18 protein-coding genes are annotated in these 20,342 nt (G+C 59.4%); 10 read left to right on the top strand and 8 right to left on the bottom strand.

What is annotated here, in order from left to right; all coding sequences use genetic code 11:
- The first annotated feature begins 155 nt into the window (after positions 1-155).
- Positions 156-2,882, top strand: coding sequence for a DNA gyrase subunit A (gene gyrA, locus ACR0C6_RS03960; RefSeq protein ID WP_480618329.1), 2,727 nt, complete (start codon positions 156-158; stop codon positions 2,880-2,882).
- 131 nt (positions 2,883-3,013) lie between these two features.
- On the top strand, positions 3,014-3,676 hold the full coding sequence (gene trhA / locus ACR0C6_RS03955; protein WP_152458121.1) for a PAQR family membrane homeostasis protein TrhA: 663 nt from the start codon (positions 3,014-3,016) through the stop codon (positions 3,674-3,676).
- Between the two features lie 303 nt (positions 3,677-3,979).
- Here the strand turns inward: trhA and ACR0C6_RS03950 are convergent, their stop codons facing one another.
- The 4 genes from ACR0C6_RS03950 to ACR0C6_RS03935 all read right to left on the bottom strand — a co-directional run bounded on the left by ACR0C6_RS03950 (position 3,980) and on the right by ACR0C6_RS03935 (position 8,061).
- The gene (locus tag ACR0C6_RS03950; protein WP_480459088.1) at positions 3,980-4,255 is read right to left on the bottom strand and encodes a hypothetical protein; all 276 of its coding nucleotides are present in this window, start codon (positions 4,253-4,255) and stop codon (positions 3,980-3,982) included.
- Positions 4,256-4,638: 383 nt separating this feature from the next.
- On the bottom strand, positions 4,639-6,108 hold the full coding sequence (locus tag ACR0C6_RS03945; protein WP_480618328.1) for a carboxypeptidase M32: 1,470 nt from the start codon (positions 6,106-6,108) through the stop codon (positions 4,639-4,641).
- 1 nt (position 6,109) lies between these two features.
- On the bottom strand, positions 6,110-7,258 hold the full coding sequence (gene ctaA / locus ACR0C6_RS03940; RefSeq protein WP_480618326.1) for a heme A synthase: 1,149 nt from the start codon (positions 7,256-7,258) through the stop codon (positions 6,110-6,112).
- Positions 7,259-7,317: 59 nt separating this feature from the next.
- Entirely contained in the window at positions 7,318-8,061 is a 744-nt protein-coding gene (locus tag ACR0C6_RS03935) for an RNA methyltransferase (RefSeq protein WP_171231551.1), read from the bottom strand.
- Between the two features lie 155 nt (positions 8,062-8,216).
- Between ACR0C6_RS03935 and ACR0C6_RS03930 the strand changes: the two genes are divergently transcribed.
- Positions 8,217-8,837 (top strand): thiamine phosphate synthase, encoded by a 621-nt coding sequence (locus tag ACR0C6_RS03930; RefSeq protein ID WP_171639410.1) that lies wholly within the window; start codon positions 8,217-8,219, stop codon positions 8,835-8,837.
- Here ACR0C6_RS03930 and ACR0C6_RS03925 read toward each other — a convergent pair.
- On the bottom strand, positions 8,834-9,976 hold the full coding sequence (locus tag ACR0C6_RS03925; RefSeq protein ID WP_480445266.1) for a HupE/UreJ family protein: 1,143 nt from the start codon (positions 9,974-9,976) through the stop codon (positions 8,834-8,836). The two genes, ACR0C6_RS03930 and ACR0C6_RS03925, sit on opposite strands and share 4 nt — an antisense overlap.
- A 171-nt stretch (positions 9,977-10,147) precedes the next feature.
- On the opposite strand from ACR0C6_RS03925, the gene ACR0C6_RS03920 reads away from it, so the two are divergent.
- The 3 genes from ACR0C6_RS03920 to ACR0C6_RS03910 all read left to right on the top strand — a co-directional run bounded on the left by ACR0C6_RS03920 (position 10,148) and on the right by ACR0C6_RS03910 (position 12,691).
- Positions 10,148-11,041, top strand: coding sequence for a PfkB family carbohydrate kinase (locus ACR0C6_RS03920; RefSeq protein ID WP_480618324.1), 894 nt, complete (start codon positions 10,148-10,150; stop codon positions 11,039-11,041).
- Positions 11,038-11,949 carry a pseudouridine-5'-phosphate glycosidase gene (locus ACR0C6_RS03915; protein ID WP_480445269.1) on the top strand — a complete coding sequence of 304 codons (912 nt, stop codon included), beginning with the start codon at positions 11,038-11,040 and terminating at the stop codon, positions 11,947-11,949. Before ACR0C6_RS03920 ends, ACR0C6_RS03915 begins: the two co-directional genes overlap by 4 nt.
- A 64-nt stretch (positions 11,950-12,013) precedes the next feature.
- The gene (locus tag ACR0C6_RS03910; RefSeq protein WP_152458130.1) at positions 12,014-12,691 is read left to right on the top strand and encodes a DUF502 domain-containing protein; all 678 of its coding nucleotides are present in this window, start codon (positions 12,014-12,016) and stop codon (positions 12,689-12,691) included.
- Here the strand turns inward: ACR0C6_RS03910 and ACR0C6_RS03905 are convergent, their stop codons facing one another.
- Complete coding sequence (locus ACR0C6_RS03905) at positions 12,692-13,717, bottom strand: patatin-like phospholipase family protein (RefSeq protein WP_480445271.1); 1,026 nt, start codon at positions 13,715-13,717, stop codon at positions 12,692-12,694.
- A gap of 64 nt (positions 13,718-13,781) precedes the next feature.
- Complete coding sequence (locus tag ACR0C6_RS03900) at positions 13,782-14,555, bottom strand: 3-hydroxybutyrate dehydrogenase (RefSeq protein ID WP_152458132.1); 774 nt, start codon at positions 14,553-14,555, stop codon at positions 13,782-13,784.
- A gap of 297 nt (positions 14,556-14,852) precedes the next feature.
- Here ACR0C6_RS03900 and ACR0C6_RS03895 point away from each other — a divergent pair, with 297 nt between their 5' ends.
- Positions 14,853-16,670, top strand: coding sequence for an extracellular solute-binding protein (locus ACR0C6_RS03895; RefSeq protein ID WP_480445272.1), 1,818 nt, complete (start codon positions 14,853-14,855; stop codon positions 16,668-16,670).
- A gap of 557 nt (positions 16,671-17,227) precedes the next feature.
- Positions 17,228-17,467, top strand: coding sequence for a hypothetical protein (locus ACR0C6_RS03890; protein ID WP_170344111.1), 240 nt, complete (start codon positions 17,228-17,230; stop codon positions 17,465-17,467).
- Here ACR0C6_RS03890 and ACR0C6_RS03885 read toward each other — a convergent pair.
- Positions 17,456-18,079 carry a helix-turn-helix domain-containing protein gene (locus ACR0C6_RS03885; protein WP_480618321.1) on the bottom strand — a complete coding sequence of 208 codons (624 nt, stop codon included), beginning with the start codon at positions 18,077-18,079 and terminating at the stop codon, positions 17,456-17,458. The two genes, ACR0C6_RS03890 and ACR0C6_RS03885, sit on opposite strands and share 12 nt — an antisense overlap.
- A 64-nt stretch (positions 18,080-18,143) precedes the next feature.
- Here ACR0C6_RS03885 and ACR0C6_RS03880 point away from each other — a divergent pair, with 64 nt between their 5' ends.
- Positions 18,144-19,661, top strand: a complete 1,518-nt coding sequence (locus ACR0C6_RS03880) for a class I adenylate-forming enzyme family protein (RefSeq protein WP_480618319.1) — start codon at positions 18,144-18,146, stop codon at positions 19,659-19,661.
- Positions 19,658-20,317 (top strand): DsbA family oxidoreductase, encoded by a 660-nt coding sequence (locus ACR0C6_RS03875; protein ID WP_480618317.1) that lies wholly within the window; start codon positions 19,658-19,660, stop codon positions 20,315-20,317. Before ACR0C6_RS03880 ends, ACR0C6_RS03875 begins: the two co-directional genes overlap by 4 nt.
- The last annotated feature ends 25 nt before the right edge of the window (positions 20,318-20,342 follow it).

Raw genomic sequence — 20,342 nt, 5'->3', positions numbered from 1 at the left:
CACGAAAACCCCCTAATACTTAGATAACAATATGTTACTTGGGTGTTACCGAGGATTCGAACCTTGGGGAACGCTGCTTGCTTGCACCTTATGTGCCGGGTCTGATAAGGTGCATCCACAAGATATAGACCCAGCACAAAATACGGGCAGTTTACGTGAGCGATACGCCAGAAATCCCCGAAAACATAGATGAAACCCCGCCCGAGCGCCCTGTCTATGACGGCCCGACGGTCTCGATCGAATCCGAGATGCGCACGTCCTATCTGGACTATGCGATGTCGGTCATCGTCAGCCGCGCGATCCCCGATCTGCGCGATGGTTTGAAACCGGTGCATCGGCGCATCCTCTATGCGATGCACGAGACCGGAAATACCCATGACAAACCCTATCGCAAATCGGCCCGTCCGGTGGGTGACGTGATGGGTAAGTATCACCCGCACGGCGACAGCGCGATCTATGACGCGCTGGTGCGGATGGCGCAGGATTTCTCGATGTCGCTGCCGCTGCTGGACGGTCAGGGCAACTTCGGCTCGATGGACGGCGACAACCCGGCGGCCATGCGTTACACCGAGGTCCGGATGGACAAGCCCGCCGCCGCCCTGCTGGCGGATATCGAAAAAGAGACGGTCGACTTCCAGGACAACTACGACGGCAAGGACAAGGAACCCACCGTCCTGCCCGCGCGGTTCCCCAACATGCTGGTCAACGGCGCCGGCGGTATCGCGGTGGGCATGGCCACCAACATCCCGCCGCACAACCTGGGTGAAGTGGTCGATGCGACGCTGGCCCTGATCGACGACCCGGACCTGACGTCCGAGCAACTGATCGAATACGTCCCCGGCCCTGATTTCCCCACCGGCGGCGTGATGCTGGGCCGTTCCGGCGCGCGCAAGGCCTATCTGGAAGGCCGCGGCAGCGTCATCATCCGCGCCAAGACCCGCGTGGAGGAGCTGCGCAAGGACCGCTATGCCATCATCGTGGACGAGATCCCCTATCAGGTGAACAAGGCCTCGATGATCGAAAAGATCGCTGAAGCCGTGCGCGAAAAGCGCATCGAAGGCGTCAGCCATGTTCAGGACGAATCCGACCGCAACGGCGTGCGGGTGGTGGTCGAGCTGAAGCGCGACGCAACACCCGAGGTCGTGCTGAACCAACTGTACCGGTTCACGCCGATGCAGACCTCGTTCGGCTGCAACATGCTGGCGCTGAACGGCGGCCGCCCCGAGCAGCTGACCCTGCGCCGTTTCCTGACCAGCTTCATCGATTTCCGCGAAGATGTCGTTGCCCGCCGCACCGCCTTTGACCTGCGCAAGGCGCGGGAACGCAGCCATATCCTGTGCGGTCTGGCCGTGGCGGTCTCGAACGTGGACGAGGTCGTGGCCACGATCCGGTCTTCGGCCGACGCGGCCGAGGCGCGCGAAAAGCTTATGACCCGGCGCTGGCCGGCCGCCGACATCGCGGATTATCTGCGCCTGATCGACGATCCGCTGTCCAAGATGAACGACGACGGCACCTACAACCTGACCGAGGTTCAGGCCCGCGCCATCCTTGACCTGCGCCTGCAACGCCTGACGCAACTGGGCGTCAAAGAGGTCACGGACGAACTGGAAGACCTGGCCGCAAAGATCAAGGAATACCTGGATATCCTGTCCTCGCGCGAACGCATAATGGGCATCATCGCTGATGAACTGCGCAGCGTCCGCGAACAATTCGCGGTACCGCGCCGCACCGAGATCGTCGACTGGTCGGGTGACATGGAAGACGAGGACCTGATCGAGCGCGAAGACATGGTCGTGACCGTGACTTCGGGCGGCTATATCAAGCGCACGCCGCTGGCCGATTTCCGCGCGCAAAAGCGGGGTGGCAAGGGGCTGTCGGGCATGCAGACCAAGGAAGAGGACGTGGTCACCACCCTCTTCGTGGCCAATACGCACACCCAGCTTCTGTTCTTCACCACCGACGGGATGGTCTACAAGCTCAAGACCTGGCGCCTGCCCCAGTCGGGGCGCACCGGCAAGGGCAAGGCGATCGTCAACATCCTACCGATTCCCACCGGCGTTTCCATTGCGGCGATCATGCCGGTCGATGTGCCGGATGAAGAATGGGAAAACCTTCAGATCGTCTTCGCCACCAGCGCCGGCGACGTGCGCCGCAACGCGCTGAGCGACTTCACCAACGTCAAGCGCAACGGCAAGATCGCGATGGACCTGCCCGAGGGCGTGGAACTGGTCAACGCGCGTATCTGCTCGGACGAGGACGATGTGATGCTGGTCACCAATTCCGGCCGGGCGATCCGTTTCTCCACAACCGACGTGCGGGTGTTCAAGGGGCGCAAATCGACCGGCGTGCGGGGCATCCGGCTGAACGCGGGCGACCGCGTGGTCTCGATGTCGGTGATCCGTCATTTCGAGGCCACCCCGGACGAGCGCGCCGCCTATCTGAAAATGCGCCGCCTGATGGCCGGCGTGACCGACGATACCGAAGCCGACGAGGATGGCGGCAATGCCGACAGCATCCTGCCGCAGGAACGCTATGCCGAGATGTCGGCGGCCGAGAACCTGATCCTGACCATCACGGCCAAGGGGTCCGGCAAGCTCAGCTCGTCGCATGACTATCCGGTGCGCGGCCGTGGTGGCATGGGCGTGATGGCGATGGACAAGGCGATGCGGGGCGGCCCGCTGGTGGCCTCGTTCCCGGTCGAAATCGACGATCAGATCATGCTGGCCACCTCCAAGGGACAGTCGATCCGGGTTCCGGTCGACGGCATCTCGTTCCGCTCGCGCTCGGCCGGCGGGGTCAAAGTGTTCAACACCGGTAAGGGCGAAGAGGTCGTCAGCGTCGCCCGGATCGCCGATCAGGGTGATGAGGAAACCGAAGAATAATTCTCACGCTAAATTACGGATATGAAACAAAACGCTCGCTCTGCGGGCGTTTTGTAATTCTGGATCACGATATCGATAGCTCTCGGGATGATCCGCTTGCCCGAAGCCATTCTGACGCCTAGCTTTTTTATATGTGGTCTTTTGCACATATCCGACCAGCTTACAGCCGCACAGAACGTATCAGCGACGGGGTGGTCCATGTGCTCGGTGTCTCGAGCGCGTTGATTGCGGTTCCCCTGCTGATCACGATGACCATCAATTACCGGTATGATCAATCTGCGGTACTGGGCGCGTCGGTTTACGGGGTGACGTTGATACTCATGCTGACGTTTTCTGCGTTGTACAACATGATTGAAAGCGAGGAATGGCGCGGGTTTCTGCAACGCCTCGATCATTCCGGCATCTACGTCAAGATCGCAGGGACCTATACCCCATTTCTACTGTTGTCCGGTGCTCAGCCTCCTGGGCTGTTGCTCGGGTTGTGGTCCTCGGCAACGCTTGGGTCAGTTCTCAAGATGTTAGACCCAAACCGGTTCCGTTGGTTCGGGCTTGCGCTTTACCTTTTGATGGGTTGGGCAGCCGTCTGGGCCGGGCAATCCATGTTGGCAGATCTGTCCCCCACAATCGTCACACTGATGATTTCCGGTGGGCTCGTGTATACGATCGGTGTCGCCTTCTACCTGCTGGATTGGCTGCCGTTCCACAATACGATCTGGCACGTATTTGTGTTGGTCGGCAGCGTTTTGTTCTTTGCAGCCGTCGCGACCCGGATTGAACTGGTGCCAGTGGTTTAGGTCAATCTGTGCATGTTTGTTCGGCAAGTGTTTGGGCAGAATGAAAGGACGCGCCACCCAAAATCAGCGTTCAGTGTGAAATCAAAAAACAATCTGACTTTCATATATCGCAGTCTCCACTCGATCTTCACGTGATCGGATTTGTGCTCGCAGCACTCTGGTCCAAAGCATTCACCGCTTCAAACCAGTCGAGCATCACATCGCTCCAGCCATTTGGAACGCCATGCCTGATTTAGTAGCCAACAACCGAAATGTTCAAACCGGTCTCATAGTCCCCCGGAATGCGCCGATCATAGCACCATGCTAAAAAACTTGGTCCCATTGAAAACCCGCAGAGGTCCCGCGCCTTAGTGTGGCTTCCACGGCGCCCATAGAACCTGGATCAAACCAATCAGAACCGGGCGTGGCGAAGGGAGTACCGCTGTTGTCGTAGCCATGGCGGCAATACATGTCGAAATCTGTTGATGCGCACTTTTCCGGTTCGCTGCGGGAATGGCCGGTGGTTACGATCTGTGCCAGATCAATCGGGAATCGTGCCAACACCTCCTCAAGCGTATTTGGCAATGAATTCAGAAACATCGCGCCTATCGTGAGAGTCACTCCAAACCCAGCCTGTGCCCCGGCCATTCTGGTGCTCAATTTCCAGCGTGGTCGGAACGACGCTGGCCTACCGGCGTTCCAGTACCGGCGTGATAGGAAACAGACTCTGAAGCACCCGCTGCGCCGTTCCGTGAGATCCACGAAGAAAAATCATGGTTGGACATGGTCATTCGCCCTTCGGACGCAAGACATTGGGTTGTCACCCGGAAACCATACATGAAATACCCGCGCGCCCGAATTCCTCTGCTTGGTACAGATGTGAAAACGTTTTGCACGACACGCTGGTTTGAGTATTCAAGCCAAAGCCAATGTTGCAGCGTATATGGCGAGAAGCCTTGCCAATCGGCTACCGATTCATGCTGTCACAGCCCGTACAATCCGCTGAACTTCTGTTCCAGATAGTCCAGCAAAGGTTCGGGCCCCGGCTCTACTCCACTCGCCCTCTGGATAATCTCGCGTGGGGCATAAAGCCCGCCATGTTGCTGAACGTGTTCACGCAGCCAAGCGGTTGCGCCTGTTGTGTCACCTTCTGCCAGTTGCGCATCCAGTTCAGGAACTGCGCCGCGCAGTGCCTGATACAGACATCCTGCATAGACATTGCCCAGCGAATAGGTCGGGAAATACCCGAACAGTCCAACCGACCAGTGCACATCCTGCAAACAGCCGTTCGACGGTTTGTCGACCGCATAACCGAAGTCGACCTTGAACCGGTCATTCCACGCCGCTTCCAGCTCGCTGACCTGCAAGTCCCCGGCCATCAGCGCGCGCTCAAGATCGAACCGAAGCATGATGTGCAGATTGTATTGCACTTCATCGGCTTCGGTCCGGATATAACCGTTGTGAACCCGGTTGACGGTAGCGTAGAAAGCATCTGCATCGGCAATTCCGAAATCGCCGAATGCGTCTTTCATCTGATCGAACAACCATCCCGTAAACGCACGCGAACGGCCAAGCTGGTTTTCATAGATCCGGCTTTGGCTTTCATGCACCCCCATGGACACGCCACGCCCCAGCGGCGTCAGCAGGTAGCCGCGGTCGATCCCCTGTTCGTAAGCCGCGTGGCCGACCTCGTGAATGGTGGAATAAAAGCAGTTGAACGGGTCCGTTTCGCTGGTTCGCGTGGTGATGCGCACATCCAGGCCCGAACCCGAGCTGAACGGGTGAACCGCCTTGTCGACACGGCCGTTGTTGAGGTCATAGCCGAAGGCGACCGCCAGTTTTTGCGTAAGCCGCATCTGGGTCAGCTCGTCAAAGCTTCCGGTCAGCGCGGCAGGTTCAGGGCGTTCCAGAACGGCCGCGCGCAAGGCCACAAGACGTGGGCGCATCTCATCGAAAATGGCCGCGATCTGAGCGCCAGTCGTACAGGGTTCATAATCCTCGACCATGGCGTCATAGACGTCTCCGCCCTGTGCCAGCGCCTCGCCTTCCTGACGCTTCAGCGATACGACCTCTTCCAGTACAGGAAGGAAGGACGAGACATCTTCGTCCGCGCGCGCCTGTGCCCATGTTCCCTGTGCGGCGGACGTGGTCCGGGCAATCGCCGTGGCCAGATCAGCGGGCACCTTGACCGCCCGATCATAGGCGCGCCGGATTTCTCGAAGCTGCGCCTTTCCGACTTCATCCTGAGGCGCGGCCTGATCCAGCCACTCTGCCACGCGCGGATCCGATCGGCGCGCGTGCAGGACGGCCTCGATCGCCGCCATTTCCTCGGCGCGTTGAGGCGCGGCCCCGCGCGGCATGACAGTTTCCTGATCCCAACCCAATCGCCCAGCGATTTGGCCCAGTGCCGAGGTTTCACGCTGAAAAGCCATCAGTTCATCGAAAGCGGTCATGTTATTTTACTCCGCGCACAGATGTTGCGATTGGATAAGCAGTCAGGAACCGCGCGCGCAGGATCAGGGTCCAGACGACGACGGCCATGAACTGGTGGAAGATGGCGATCTGCCACGGTGCTCCGTAGACGACGGTCACAATGCCGACGACAACTTGCAACGACAGGGCCGCGAAAGCCGCGTTGAAGGCGAAGCGCGTCTGAGGATGCGCGCTGGCGCTGCCGCGGCGCCAGACGACAATAGCAAAGATGAACAACAGGTAACCTGCGCAGCGGTGAATGAACTGCACAAGTCCCGGGCTTTCGAAGAAATTGCGCCACATCGGCTCCAACGCGGTGGCGTCCGGCGGCAGCAGCTGCCCGCCGATCAGCGGCCAATCGGTATAAGACCGTCCGGCGTCGATCCCGGCGACAAGCGCGCCAATGAGTATTTGCAAAAAGGCGAAATGCATCAGGCCGGTGGACAACGAGAACAGTTTCGCTTCCTTCATGCGACGCGCCTGCATCAGGTCACGTTCTTCCCGGCCAAGCTCGAAAATATACCACGCGAGGAACCCGAGAATTACGAATGCCAGCCCCAGATGGGTGGCCAGTCGATAGCTGGCGACGGCGGTCATCCCTTCGCCCTGCGTCACACCCGAGGCGACCATCCACCAGCCGACAGCACCCTGCACACCGCCCAGAACGCCGGGGATCAGCAGCTTGCCGGTCCAACCCGTGGGTATCTTGCGGGCCACGAGGAAGCCCAGGAAACCGATGGCCCAGACCAGCCCTATCACACGGCCCAGTTGGCGATGCCCCCATTCCCACCAATAGATGGTTTTGAAGTCGCTCAGCTGCATCCACTGGTTCTGAATGCGCCACTGGTCAATCTGCTTGTACTTGTCGAACTCGGCCTGCCAGTCTGCCTCGCTCAACGGTGGAACGGCTCCGGTGATTGGGCGCCATTCAGTAATCGACAGCCCGCTGTCAGTCAGCCGCGTCAGACCGCCGACAGCGATCATCACCACGACCAAAGCGAACAGGATCATCAGCCAGGCACGGATTGCCTTGCGCGCACCGCCACGCCCCCGGTCGATCATACCGGGTTGAACAGCCTGTTGTTTTTCGGTTTCCGAGACCTCTTCGAAGATGCTGCGCTTACCGCTCATGCTGTCCTCATGTCCTGATTTCGTCGCAAGCTAGGGCTTGGTGGAAGATAGGTCCAGCCTCAGCCTTTGTCTTTCCAGCGGACCATCTGCCGCATGATCCCGTGCAGCATCTGCACGTCGGCCCGCGTCATCCGCATCCGCGACCACAGGTTGCGCAGGTTGATCTTCATGCCCTCGGCCTTTTCGGGGGGGTAGAAGAACCCGGCCTCTTCCAGCCGGTCCTCGTAGTGCTCGACCAGTTTTTCGACTTCGATCCCCGTGGCCCAGTCGCCCTTGCCCAGATCGGTGGATTCATGCACCACGTCGCCGGTCTGGCGCATCCACTCGTAAGCGGTCAGCAAAACGCATTGGCCCAGGTTCAGCGACGCGTATTCCGGGTTCACGGGCACCGAGATGATTGCGTTTGCCGTGGCGATGTCTTCGTTCTCCAACCCTGCGCGTTCGGGGCCGAACAGAACCGCAACCTTTTCACCCGCCGCGACCTTTTCGGCGGCGATCTGCATGGCGCGCTCGGGGCTGTAGACGGGTTTGGTCAACCCGCGCTGCCGTGCAGTGGTGGCGAAGACAAAGGTGCTGTCGGCCAGCGATCCGGCCAGATCGTCGAACAGCTGCGCTTCGTCCAGCAACCGGCCCGCACCGCTGGACATCGCCACCGCCTTGGGGTTTGGCCAGCCGTCGCGGGGCGCCACGATGCGCATCCGGTCCAGTCCAAAGTTCCACATCGCCCGGGCCGCGGCACCGATATTCTCACCCATCTGCGGGCGAACAAGCACGAAGGAAGGCTGGGATTTGTCGCTGGGCATGGTTCACCTTATGAAAACTTGGCCTGCTGTAATCGGCAGGCTCTTGCAGGGCAAGGCGTTGGGGGTGTTATTTGCGCGGCCTCAGCCATAAAAGTTTGCTTCCCCGCCGCAATCCGCTAAACCGCGCCAAAGACCAAAAGCCGAAGGACGCGCCCATGGACACCCCCGAGCAGCCGCAGATTTACCTGATCACGCCTCCGACCATCGAGCTGAGCACGTTCCCCGCCAAACTGGCATCGGTTCTGGACGGGGCCGAGATCGCCTGCATTCGTCTGGCGCTGGCTGGCAACGACGAAGACAGCATCGCCCGTGCTGCTGATGCCTGCCGCGAGGTGGCCCACGCCCGCGACGTGGCCATCGTTATCTCGAACCACGTGCTGCTGGCGCAACGTCTGGGGCTGGACGGGGTGCACCTGGATGACGGCGCACGTTCGGTCCGTGCCGCGCGCAAGGAACTGGGCGCGGACGCGATCGTCGGAAGTTTCTGCGGCGCGTCCAGCCATGACGGCATGACGGCGGGTGAACACGGCGCGGATTATGTGGCCTTCGGCCCCGTGGGCACCGCCACGTTGGGCGACGGAACCCGCGCCGAAAAGGATCTGTTCCAATGGTGGTCCGAGATGATCGAAGTCCCGGTCGTGGCCGAAGGCGGCCTGACGCCCGAACTGATCGGTGATCTGGCCCCCTGCACCGATTTCTTCGGCATCGGGGACGAGATCTGGGGCGATGACGACCCGCTGGGTGCGCTGAACAGGCTGCTGGCGGCAATGTCTTAAGCCAGCAACCAGGGTTCAGCCATCCAATACACGCCGATCCCGGCGATCAGCATCGAGGCCAGAACCGAAATCCGACCTCGTTTTCTGTGTGACGCGCCTGCAAGCAAAAGCGCGCAGGCAAAGGCCAGAACAGCCACAAAGACGACAGGCAGTATATTTCCGACGCCAAACCCCAAAACAGCAGGGGCCAGATGATCGGGCGGCACACCGATCTTTGTCAAATCCGAAGCCAGCGCCAATCCGTAAACGCAGCCTGCGGCAAGCACGGCCAGCAGGCGCCAGACCTGCAAGTGCCGGGCCACCAGGTTCCATAGCGCCAGAATGATGATCGAAGCCACCAAGGCCTGATCCTGCAAGCTTTCCGGCAGGTCCAGCACGCCGTACATGTCCAACCCGAGCCCGACAAAAACCCCTGCTGCCAAAAACGCCACCTGAGACATCACAGGCCGCAGGCTCAGCGTCAGCATCACGAGCGTCAGAACAACGATGGTTGGCTTGAGGGGACTTTGAACAAACCGGCTGATCCCCTTTGCCAAAAACGTCTGCAGTGTCTGCTCGGTCGTCAGCGACGCCCCGCCCCGCAACGGGATCAACGGGCTGATTTCTCCGGCCGCCAGAAAGCCAGTATACGGGGCCACAACCTTTTGCTGGCGAAGCACGACCGACCCGCCTTGCAACGGCCAGGTCAGGCGCAGGTTCGATGCCTGATCCGACAAATGTGCGGTCAACAACAATTTGGAAACACGCACTTTTTCCACATCCCCCACAACGGGAATGCGCACACCTTCATAAGACAGGTCGAGGCGTTCAGGCGCTTCGACCACGAGGTTCTGCTTCCAGACCTGAACGAAATTTCTGATCTGCGGTTCCAGTTCCGACGACACCATGCGCCGCAGAGATCGGTACTGTGAGTTGCCGGAATAAGCGTCGGGTTGTGTCGGATCGGCACCGACCAGCATGGCCTCGGCGTTCAGTTTCACCTCGAGAAACAGAGTGTCATCCTTGACCCAGAAATCAATGACCGTCGGCGGGACCGTTTGTGCCTTTACGGATCCCGGATGCAAGGTCAGAAGAACGATAAAACTCAGGGCGCAGAAATTGAGGGCTCGGAGGATGGCACGGAAGACAGGGCCATTCATACGAAACGCTCCAACAGGAAAATATAATCACCAATCATTGCTTTTGATTGTTCCCGCGAAGACCACGGATCGCAAGCCCAAAGGCCATATCGGTCCGGGCCGGTCGGGAATCTCTTGTTGCGATGACGTTCCGGCTTGCACGGGCAACACCGCTGCGGCATGACGTCCCCTATGACTCAGAACACCAATATCCTGTGCATCGGCTCGGTCCTGTGGGACGTGATCGGCCGATCGGCCAGCGCCATGCGACAGGGCTCGGACGTGCCGGGCCGGATCACCCGCCTGCCCGGCGGCGTTGCGATGAACATTGCCATGACACTGGTACGTTTCGGCATGACACCCACCCTGCTGACCGCCATTGGCTGCGATCCCGAAGGCGACGAGCTTGTCCATGCCTGTTCGCGCCTGGGCATGGTTACGGATCACATCTATCGGTCGCAGGATTTGCCGACTGACCGCTATATGGCCGTCGAAGGCGCGAACGGGTTGATCGCGGCGATTGCCGACGCGCATTCGCTGGAGGCCGCAGGCGCAAAGATACTGCACCCTTTGATGCACGGGCCGCTGGGCTATGAGAACGCACCATTTGAGGGCCCGATCGCACTGGATGGCAATCTGACACTGGACCTGCTGGAAGAGATTGCCCAAAGCCCTGCTTTTGCGCGTGCGGATCTGCGCGTGGCCCCGGCATCGCCGGGCAAGGCCGAACGACTGCTGCCGTTCCTGAAACATGCCCGCGCCACGCTGTACGTGAACCTCGAAGAGGCCGGTATCCTGTGCCAGCGCGAGTTCACCGATTCCGAATCCGCGGCCAAGGGTCTTCTGGATCGCGGCGCGCTGCGTGTGCTGGTCACCGATGGCGGCAATTCGGCAACCATCGGCAGCGCGACAGAAATCCTGACGCAAACACCCCCTGCCGTTCTGGTCACCCGCGTGACCGGTGCCGGGGATACCTTCATGGCGGCCCATATCGCCTCAGAATCCGGCGGTGCATCCAGCGACGAGGCTCTGACCCGCGCCCTGCACGCCGCTGCAACCTACGTTTCCGGAGAAACCCCACTGTGATCGACATCCAAAACTCTGCCGAGGTCCGCGCCGCCAAGGACGCGGGCCTGCCCATCGTTGCGCTGGAAAGCACCATCATCACCCATGGGATGCCCTATCCGCAGAACATCGAAGTCGCGGCCCAGGTCGAACAGGACATCCGCGATGCGGGTGCGGTTCCTGCAACCATGGCCGTGATCGAAGGCAAATTGCATGTCGGGCTGGAGCAGGATCAGCTGCAATGGCTGGGTCAGGCCCAAGGCGTTGCCAAGATCTCGCGCGCGGACATGGCGGCGTGCATCTCGACCGGTGGTACCGGGGCCACCACCGTTGCCGCCACGATGATCGCCGCGCATTATGCCGGGATCGAGGTTTTTGCCACCGGCGGTATCGGCGGCGTGCATCAGGGGGCCGAGACCACCTTCGACATCTCGGCCGATCTGCACGAGCTTGGACATACGCCCGTGACCGTCGTCGCAGCCGGGGCGAAAGCCATCCTGGACCTCGCCAAAACGCTTGAGGTTCTGGAAACCCTGGGCGTGCCTGTGATCGCACATGGCCAGGACGAGTTTCCTGCGTTCTGGTCGGCAAAGTCGCCCTTTAACGCGCCCCTGCGCATGGACAGTGCCGATGCCATCGCCAAAGCTCACACGACCCGCCGCGCGCTGGGTCTGCCCGGCGGGCAGTTGGTGGCGAACCCGATACCAGCCGCCGATCAAATCCCGGCCGAGGAACTGGCCCCCATCATCGCCGAAGCCCAGTCAGATGCGGATGCCCATCGCATCACCGGCAAAGCCGTGACCCCCTATCTGCTGCAACGTATCTTTGAAAAGACCGAAGGCCGGTCATTGGTCGCCAACATCGCCCTTGTTCGAAACAATGCGCGTTTGGCGGCCAAGATCGCGCAAGCGCTCGTCAAACAGAGGTGACGTTAACCTATTGTACCAAGGCCGTGGATTGACTACCTAAATCCGGAAACCATTCGGAACCGCAATGAATACACCCTTCGACGAAGAGCCTCACCGCCGCCCGGGCATGCTTTCACGGCTGCGCGCGTCCTTTCTGACGGGCATCGTGGTCATTGCGCCTGTCTGGTTGACGGTCTGGCTGATCTGGTCGGTGGTCGGCTGGATAGACAGCGCGGTTCTGCCGCTGGTGCCCCAACAGTTCCAGCCCGAACAATACGTGGGCATCAACCTGCGCGGTGTGGGTGTGGTGATCTTCCTGATCTTCACCGTTCTGGTCGGCTGGATCGCCAAGGGCATTCTGGGCCGTTCCCTGATCCACTTCGCCGAAAGCGTTGTTGACCGGATGCCCGTCGTGCGCTCGGTCTATTCCGGGATCAAGCAAATTTCGGAAACGGTGTTTGCCCAGACCGAGCGTTCCTTTGAGAAAGCCTGCCTGATCCAGTACCCGCGTCGCGGGATCTGGGCCATCGGCTTTGTCTCGACCAGCGCCAAGGGTGAGGTCAGCCAACGCGCCGAAACCGGTGGCGAGCTGCTGAGCGTCTTCGTACCCACGACACCCAACCCGACATCGGGGTTTCTGCTGTTCTTCCCCGCAGAAGACGTGATCCTGCTGGACATGAGCATCGAAGACGCCGCCAAACTGGTGATTTCGGCGGGGCTTGTATACCCGAATGGAAAAGACCCGACACAGCCGCCCGAGTGATCAGCTGAACATCGCAGGCAGATCAATTGTGCTGGTCTGACCCAAATCGTCCTTATGGTTGGCAAGAAAACCATCTGCGGCGTTGCGTCCGGCCTGTTTCAGCTTGTGCAGAATGACCGGATTGGGCACGGTTTTGGTGGCAACCGACAGGCTGTTCATCAACTCGTTATCTGCAATCATGTGAACCAGCACGCGGCTCATCTCTCCGGCCGTCAGCTTGCCCTCTTTCAGCAGCCGCTGAACAAAGCTGATCGCCCGCAACTCGCGAAACAGGGATGAGTTGAAACTGATCTCGTTGATCCGGTTCTGGATTTGCTGCGGCGTGATCGGAACTTCGTCACGCTCCAGCGGATTGATGTTCACGATCACCACGTCATCCGGCAAATCATCGTTGAACAGCGGATAGAGCGCCGGATTGCCGGTATACCCTCCGTCCCAATAGGCTTCGGTCCGGTTTGACTTCGGGTCGAAAATCTCAACCGCCTTGAACAGGGTCGGCAAACAGGCCGAGGCCAAGATGGCGTCGGTGCTGATTTCGTCGCCGGTAAAGACGCGGATCTTGCCGCTGCGTACGCAGGTGGCACACACAAACAGGCGCGGGCCTTCATCTGCGCACACCTCGTCGAAATTGAACCTGTCCACCACCGGCTTCAAAGGGTTGCTGTAGAACGGCCCGTACGCATAGGGCGACACCATCCGCGACCAGGCATCCCCAATCGAAAACGGCACCGAATATTCCATCGCCTGCGCAATGGCCGCCGGTTCAAGGCCGCGAAACCAGTTGGCAAAGCGCATGTCGCCAATAGCGCCCATGCGCTTCCACAACCCGTCCAGGCGTGCCCGCGCGCCTTCGCGCCCGGAATGAACCATACCAGATTTGTAGGCCGCACCGTTCAGCGCCCCTGCGGAAGTTCCGGTAATTGCAGCGACCTCGATGTCGTCCTCGTCCAGCAGTCGGTCAAGCACACCCCAGGTGAACGCGCCATGCGCCCCACCCCCCTGCAAAGCCAGATTGATCTGCTTCATGCCGCAAACCCTTCATCTTTTCCAAAATACTCTGGGGGTGTGGGGGCAGCGCCCCCGCAAAACCTCAAAGCGCGGTCCAGCCACCATCGACGGAAATTGTGGTTCCGGTGATCTGAGCGGCCGCGTCCGAACACAGGAAGATAGTCGTTCCACCAAGTTGCTCGACCGTGGCGAATTCCTTGGACGGTTGCCGTTCCAAAAGAACGTTCTTCACAACGTCCTCACGGCTCATGTTGTATTCTTTCATCGTGTCGGGAATCTGGGACTCGACCAGCGGCGTCAGCACATATCCCGGGCAGATGGCGTTGCAGGTGATCGGCTCCTGCGCTGTTTCCAGCGCTACGGTCTTGGTCATTCCAACCACACCGTGCTTGGCTGCAACATATGCCGCCTTGAAAGGGGATGCCGTCAGACCGTGGGCCGAGGCGATGTTCACCACACGCCCCCAACCCGCCTTGCGCATCATTGGCAACGCGGCCGCTGTGGTGTGAAAGGCCGAGTTCATGTTGATTGCGATAATCGCATCCCATTTTTCAACCGGGAATTTGTCGATCGGTGAGACATGCTGAATCCCGGCATTGTTCACCAGAATGTCACAAGACCCCGCCTGTTCGATCAAGGATCGGCATTCCTCACCCTTGGACATGTCGGCCTTGATGTAGCGCGCATTGGTTCCGGTCTCTTTCGCAATCTGCGCGGCAAGCGCATGATCTTCATCGCGATCGGTAAAGGAATTCAGAACCACATCGGCACCGGCCTTGGCCAGCTCGCGTGCGACGCCCAGGCCGATGCCCGAATTTGATCCCGTGATGATTGCCGTTTTGCCGGACAGGCTCATGTCCATTCTCCCTCAAGCGTTGATCAGGCGCACCATGCCATGCTGCACCTGCAAAGAAAACGGGGAAACATATGGGATTGGAATACCGGCCTGAGACTTCCACAGGCAAAAAAAACGCCCGCACGAAGCGGGCGTTAAGTTATTGAGGCAGGTTTCATACAGGCAAGAAACCTATCGAGCAGTGCAACCTTTATAAGCAATTCTGCGCCTTGGTCCAAGCTAAAAGTTTGATAATAAGAAAAATCATCACTACGGTGAATACCAACAAAATAAGGCCAGAGCAGGATTGTTTCCAAAATGAGCCCGGATTTTCTCCGTCCGTTTCGATCACTTGTGGCGGGAATCGCCACCATTTTCGTGATCTCTGTCGCCCATGCAGAATCGTCTCATGGCATAGCTATGTATGGGGACCCGGCCCTACCACCGGATTTTGTGTCACTCCCATACGCCAACCCGAATGCACCCAAAGGCGGCAAAGCCGTATTCGGAAACACGGGCGGTTTTAACAGCCTGAACCCGTTTTTGCAAAAAGGCACCTCGCCATGGCAATTGCCTTTCTGGACCCATGAAAGCCTGATGGGACGGTCATGGGACGAACCTTTCACACTTTACGGGCTGTTAGCCGAATCAGTTGAGACCGATCCGGACCGGTCTTGGGTCGAATTCACCCTGCGGGAGGAGGCGCGGTTTTCCGACGGCAGTCCGGTCACGATCGATGATGTTATCTGGTCTTACGAAACGTTGGGCACGCAGGGGCATCTGCGCTATCGCGGTCTTTTGGGCAAGATCGACAGTATCGAACAAACCGGCCCGCGTTCGGTGCGGATCACGTTCAATGAACCCGACCGAGAGCTTGCGCTGCTGGCCGGGATGCGCCCAATCCTGAAAAAGGCGCAATGGGAGGGCAAGGATTTCGCGGATGCGCAACTTCATGATGTACCGATTGGAACCGGCCCCTATGTGATCGAAAGCTACGAAGCGGGACGCTTCGTGAATCTGCGACGCAATCCGGACTATTGGGGGAACGACCTCCCGTTTCGCCGCGGCACCATGAACCTTGATGAGCTGCGGATCGAATTCTACGGCGACGGCAGCGTCTTGTTCGAAGCTTTCAAGGCCGGAGAGCTGTCAGCCGTGCGTGAATTCAACGCCGACAAATGGGACACGCAATACAACTTTCCCGCCGTGCAGCGCGGCGATGTCATCAAGACCGAAATTCCGCATGGAAAACCTTCGGGAATGACCGGGTTCGTGATGAACACAAGAAAGGCTCCGTTCGACGACTGGCGCGTGCGCGAAGCGCTGATGCTTGCGTTCAACTTCGAGTTCATCAACGACACGGTAACCGGTGGTGCGCAACCAAGGATTACGTCTTATTTCTCGGGGTCCGACCTTGCGATGCAGCCCGGCCCGGCCCAGGGGCAGGTAAAAGACCAGTTGCTTCCTTTCGCTGACATCCTGTTGCCCGGCACGCTGGAAGGGTATGAACTGCCGAAAGGCGACGGATCGGCCCGGAACCGGGCAAACCTCCGCAAGGCCGCCGGACTATTGGCCGAGTCAGGCTGGACCGTTCAGGATGGCGTGCTGCGCAATGCAAATGGCGATCCCTTTCAGATGACTTTCCTGCTTCAACAGGGTGACAGCGAGATGGCAACCGTGGTCGAGATCTATTCCCGCGCGCTGGAACGTCTTGGCATCCGGGTCACGACGGAACAGGTCGACAATGCCCAATATGTCGGGCGCACGTCTGAACTAGACTTTGACGTCACGACGTTCCGCCGAGCGCTTTCCCTATCTCCCGGCAATGAGCAGCGTCTTTATTGGGGCAGCGAAACTGCCGATGCCCCCGGCACTCGCAACCTGATGGGCGTTTCTTCGCCCGCAGTTGATGCCATGATCGATGCCATGCTGGCCTCAAAAACCCGCGAGGACTTTACCGCGGCCACCCGCGCGCTGGACCGGGTATTGACGGCAGGCCGCTATGTCATCCCGATCTGGAGCTTTGACATCGGGCGCATCGCGCATGTCAAAGAGCTTAAGCACCCGGAAACCCTGCCTATCTATGGCGACGGTCCGCAGTACATGCCCGAAGTCTGGTGGTACGACGCCCGGTAAAAGGCGCAAACCCAAGACCAGCCGTTGTACATGTGAATCCGGCTGGTCTTTCCAATTGAAGTTTCCGAAAGACGGAAGCTTGAAGTTCCAGCTGTTTCATACAAACAGCGCTCAGGAAATTTCCACCAATCGGCAAATTTCAGCACATTGCCATCCCACACAAGATATCGTTTGGCCGCATTGGAAGCATCGTAATCAGGGTCCAACATCGTCACATGCAAGCGATCCGGAAAGAAACACCCACAAACAGTTTTACTTGTCTGGAAAATATGCATATATATTGCGCAGTTAAGCTTAATAACAAGCTGGCGATGACCCCGCCTCTCTGCCTGCCGGGACAATCTGGCGCTGCGGATTACAGAACAACCAGGCCCGCCACCACTCACACCAAATGTAGGCCCGTCGGCCCGTTGCGGAAACTTCGCAGCGGGCACTTTTCCCCTCAAGAAGGCAAGGTCCAGCGCTGCGACATTTTGTCATGTCTTACGTAACGGCACCCTATCCGTACTCTGAAGCGGGGGAGAGCAGTCCTAATCGTTGCTAAGGGAAGCTCATTGATGATGAACTGGACCGATCTTACAAACGACTGGAATGCGGCATGCGAACGCGCAAAGCGGCGTTTTCCGAACCTGCGTGACAAGGACATGATGCGCGTGTTGAAGGATCGAAAAGGGTTTGAAGCCTATTTGGCCGAACGTCACCAACTTACGATGAATGAGGCGCATGAAGAGGTCGAAGATTTCCTGTTCACCGAAGGGCTGAACCGGGAATTCAGCAGAACCGCTTTAGGCAAGTGATGTAACCCAAAGGATCGTCGCGTCTTCATCACTGACGGAAATCACGTTGTGGCCCATGCTGCCGTCGTAATACGCGCTGTCCCCTCTGCGCATCTCAACCGGCTCGTAAAACTCGGTGTAAAGCTTGACGACACCGGTCAGCACATACATGAATTCTTCGCCGTCATGGCGCACCCAGCCGTCAAATTCATCCATTGATCTTGCGCGGACCCGCGCACGATAGGGCAGCATCTGTTTCTTGGTCAGGGTTTCGGCTAGCAGCTCATGCTCATAGGTTGTGGTGGCATGAGCCGTGCCGTCGCCCACACGGGTGATCGCCATGCGTCCGATCACCTGATCGCGCTGGGGCGGCGTAAACAGTTGCGGAACAGAAATCTCCAGCCCGGTCGCAAGCTTCTTGAGCGCGTCGTAAGTCGGCGACATCTGCCCGTTTTCAATCTTGCTGAGCGTCGACCGTGCCAATCCGGCCTGACTGGCGGCCTGTTCCAATGTCCATTCCCGCGCTTTGCGCAGCTCTCGCACACGTGCGCCAAGGTCCAGCGGCTCGACTTCGGTATGGTCGCCAGAGTCGCGGGCAATTCGGATCAGAGATTTGGGATATTGAGTGCTCATGACCCTTCTATAGGCCCGGCCAGCCACGCTTGCAACGCGGCAGGCGGCGCGATAGCCAGAGGCCATGTTGTCAATCTTCGATCAGGGGTCACCCGCACCCTGCCCCACGCCATTCAATCTGGCGGCCCATGTTCTGGGCCGTGCCGATCACGCGCAGGATAAAGTGGCTTTGTCGATATTGCGCCCGAATGGCGCGCAGGACTGGACCTATCGCGATCTGAAAGCTGCTGTGCTGGGCACAGGCACGGGTTTGCTGCGGGCCGGTTTGAAACCCGGTGATATCGCGCTGATGCGGCTGGGAAACACGGTGGATTTCCCGATTGCTTATCTGGGGGCAATTGCCGTGGGCATCGTACCGGTGCCGACATCGTCACAACTGACGGAACCCGAAACCGCCAGGATGATCGACGAGCTTTCTCCGGCGGTGATTCTGCGTGATCCGAGCGTTGCCTGCGCCTCGCATTCCAAGCAGATCGGGCTGGACGCGCTGAAAGCGATGCGATGCCTGCCCCCGGCAGAATTTGACATGGGCGATCCGGAACGTATGGCCTATGTCGTCTATACCTCTGGAACCTCGGGCAAGCCTCGTGCCGTGGCCCATGCCCACCGGGCAATCTGGGCGCGGCAGATGATGGTCGATGGCTGGTATGGTCTTCGCGAGACCGACCGGCTGTGCCACGCCGGAGCCTTCAACTGGACCTATACGCTAGGCACCGGCCTGATGGATCCATGGATCATGGGCGCAACTGCCCTGATCCCCGCGCCCGGCACCGAAATCACGGCCCTGCCTGCCCTGCTGCGCCAGCATGGCGCAACGATCTTTGCAGCGGCCCCCGGGGTCTATCGCAAGATGGTGCAAGGGTGCGATCGGATTGGGCTGCCAGACCTGCGCCACGGCTTGTGCGCGGGTGAGAAACTGTCGCGCGCGCTGCACGAACAATGGCGAAAGGCCACCGGCACCGAGTTGTTCGAAGCCTACGGCATGTCCGAATGCTCTACCTTCATTTCCTCCAGCCCGGATCACCCCGCGCGCGGCGACGCATTGGGACAACCGCAACCGGGGCGTCGAGTGGCGATCCTTGGTCCGGACGGCCCGGTGCCGAAGGGGCAAGAAGGCACCATCGCCATTCACCGCTCTGACCCCGGTTTGATGCTGACCTATCTCAACGCACCCGATGAGGTTGAAGCGCGGATGCAGGGAGAGTGGTTTCTGACCGGCGATCAGGGAGCAATGGCCGTGGATGGCCAGATCAGCTATCTGGGCCGCGACGACGATATGATGAACGCGGGTGGCTATCGCGTGTCCCCGGTCGAGGTCGAAGCCGCCCTGTCCCGCTTTCCGGGCATCACGCAGGTCGGCGCCGCCGCGGTCGAGGTCAAACCGGACACCTTTGTGATAGCAGCATTCTATACGGGCCAGGAAAAGCTGGACGATGCGGCCTTGCGCACCTATGTCGAAGCCAACCTGGCGCGTTACAAACAACCACGCGCCTTCATCCATCTGCCCGCCCTGCCGACCGGTGGAAACGGCAAACTCCTGCGCCGGGCGCTGCCGGCCTATTTCGAGGCACCAACAAAATGACCCAGACCGTCAAGCTCGACATCCTGTCCGATCCGATCTGCCCGTGGTGCTATATCGGCAAGACTCAACTGGACAAGGCGCTGGCCAACGTACCCGACCACCCCTTTGTCATTGAATGGCATCCGTTCCAGTTGAATCCTGACATGCCGGAAGCGGGAATGGATCGGCGCGAATATCTCGAGCGCAAGTTCGGCGGCAAGCACGGCGCGGTTCGCGCCTATGCGCCGGTGGTGGAACATGCCGAAAAGGCCGGTCTGAACATCAACTTCGAGGCCATGAAACGCACCCCCAACACGCTGGATGCGCATCGCCTGATCCATTGGGCTGGCATCGAAGGCAAGCAGAATGCCGTCGTCGACGCGCTGTTCGACGCCTATTTCGTGCAGGGTCGCGACATCGGCGACCACGAGGTGCTGGCCGACATCGCGGATAGCGCCGGAATGGACGCCGCCGTGGTCATGAAGCTGCTGAAATCAGACGCCGACCGCGAGGATATCCGCAGCCGCGATGCCCATTCCCGCAAAATGGGCGTGAGCTCGGTCCCGACCTTCATTGTTGCGAACCAACATGCAGTTCCCGGCGCCCAACCTCCTGAAATGTGGGAGAAAGTGATCGCCGAGATCATGTCTCAACTTGAGGCTTCCCCTGCAGAATAGCACAGAGGTCTGTGCAAAATTCAAG

The sequence above is a fragment of the Ruegeria sp. AL12 genome (genome assembly GCF_056540885.1).
This window is presented reverse-complemented; position numbering and strand designations above follow the sequence as displayed.

Coding starts and splice junctions, on each gene's coding strand:
- trhA (WP_152458121.1), top strand. CDS start 3,014: ATGTGGTCTTTTGCACATATCCGACCAGCTTACAGCCGCACAGAACGT.
- ACR0C6_RS03950 (WP_480459088.1), bottom strand. CDS start 4,255: ATGTTTCTGAATTCATTGCCAAATACGCTTGAGGAGGTGTTGGCACGA.
- ACR0C6_RS03945 (WP_480618328.1), bottom strand. CDS start 6,108: ATGACCGCTTTCGATGAACTGATGGCTTTTCAGCGTGAAACCTCGGCA.
- ctaA (WP_480618326.1), bottom strand. CDS start 7,258: ATGAGCGGTAAGCGCAGCATCTTCGAAGAGGTCTCGGAAACCGAAAAA.
- ACR0C6_RS03935 (WP_171231551.1), bottom strand. CDS start 8,061: ATGCCCAGCGACAAATCCCAGCCTTCCTTCGTGCTTGTTCGCCCGCAG.
- ACR0C6_RS03930 (WP_171639410.1), top strand. CDS start 8,217: ATGGACACCCCCGAGCAGCCGCAGATTTACCTGATCACGCCTCCGACC.
- ACR0C6_RS03925 (WP_480445266.1), bottom strand. CDS start 9,976: ATGAATGGCCCTGTCTTCCGTGCCATCCTCCGAGCCCTCAATTTCTGC.
- ACR0C6_RS03920 (WP_480618324.1), top strand. CDS start 10,148: ATGACTCAGAACACCAATATCCTGTGCATCGGCTCGGTCCTGTGGGAC.
- ACR0C6_RS03910 (WP_152458130.1), top strand. CDS start 12,014: ATGAATACACCCTTCGACGAAGAGCCTCACCGCCGCCCGGGCATGCTT.
- ACR0C6_RS03905 (WP_480445271.1), bottom strand. CDS start 13,717: ATGAAGCAGATCAATCTGGCTTTGCAGGGGGGTGGGGCGCATGGCGCG.
- ACR0C6_RS03900 (WP_152458132.1), bottom strand. CDS start 14,555: ATGAGCCTGTCCGGCAAAACGGCAATCATCACGGGATCAAATTCGGGC.
- ACR0C6_RS03895 (WP_480445272.1), top strand. CDS start 14,853: ATGAGCCCGGATTTTCTCCGTCCGTTTCGATCACTTGTGGCGGGAATC.
- ACR0C6_RS03890 (WP_170344111.1), top strand. CDS start 17,228: ATGATGAACTGGACCGATCTTACAAACGACTGGAATGCGGCATGCGAA.
- ACR0C6_RS03885 (WP_480618321.1), bottom strand. CDS start 18,079: ATGAGCACTCAATATCCCAAATCTCTGATCCGAATTGCCCGCGACTCT.
- ACR0C6_RS03880 (WP_480618319.1), top strand. CDS start 18,144: ATGTTGTCAATCTTCGATCAGGGGTCACCCGCACCCTGCCCCACGCCA.
- ACR0C6_RS03875 (WP_480618317.1), top strand. CDS start 19,658: ATGACCCAGACCGTCAAGCTCGACATCCTGTCCGATCCGATCTGCCCG.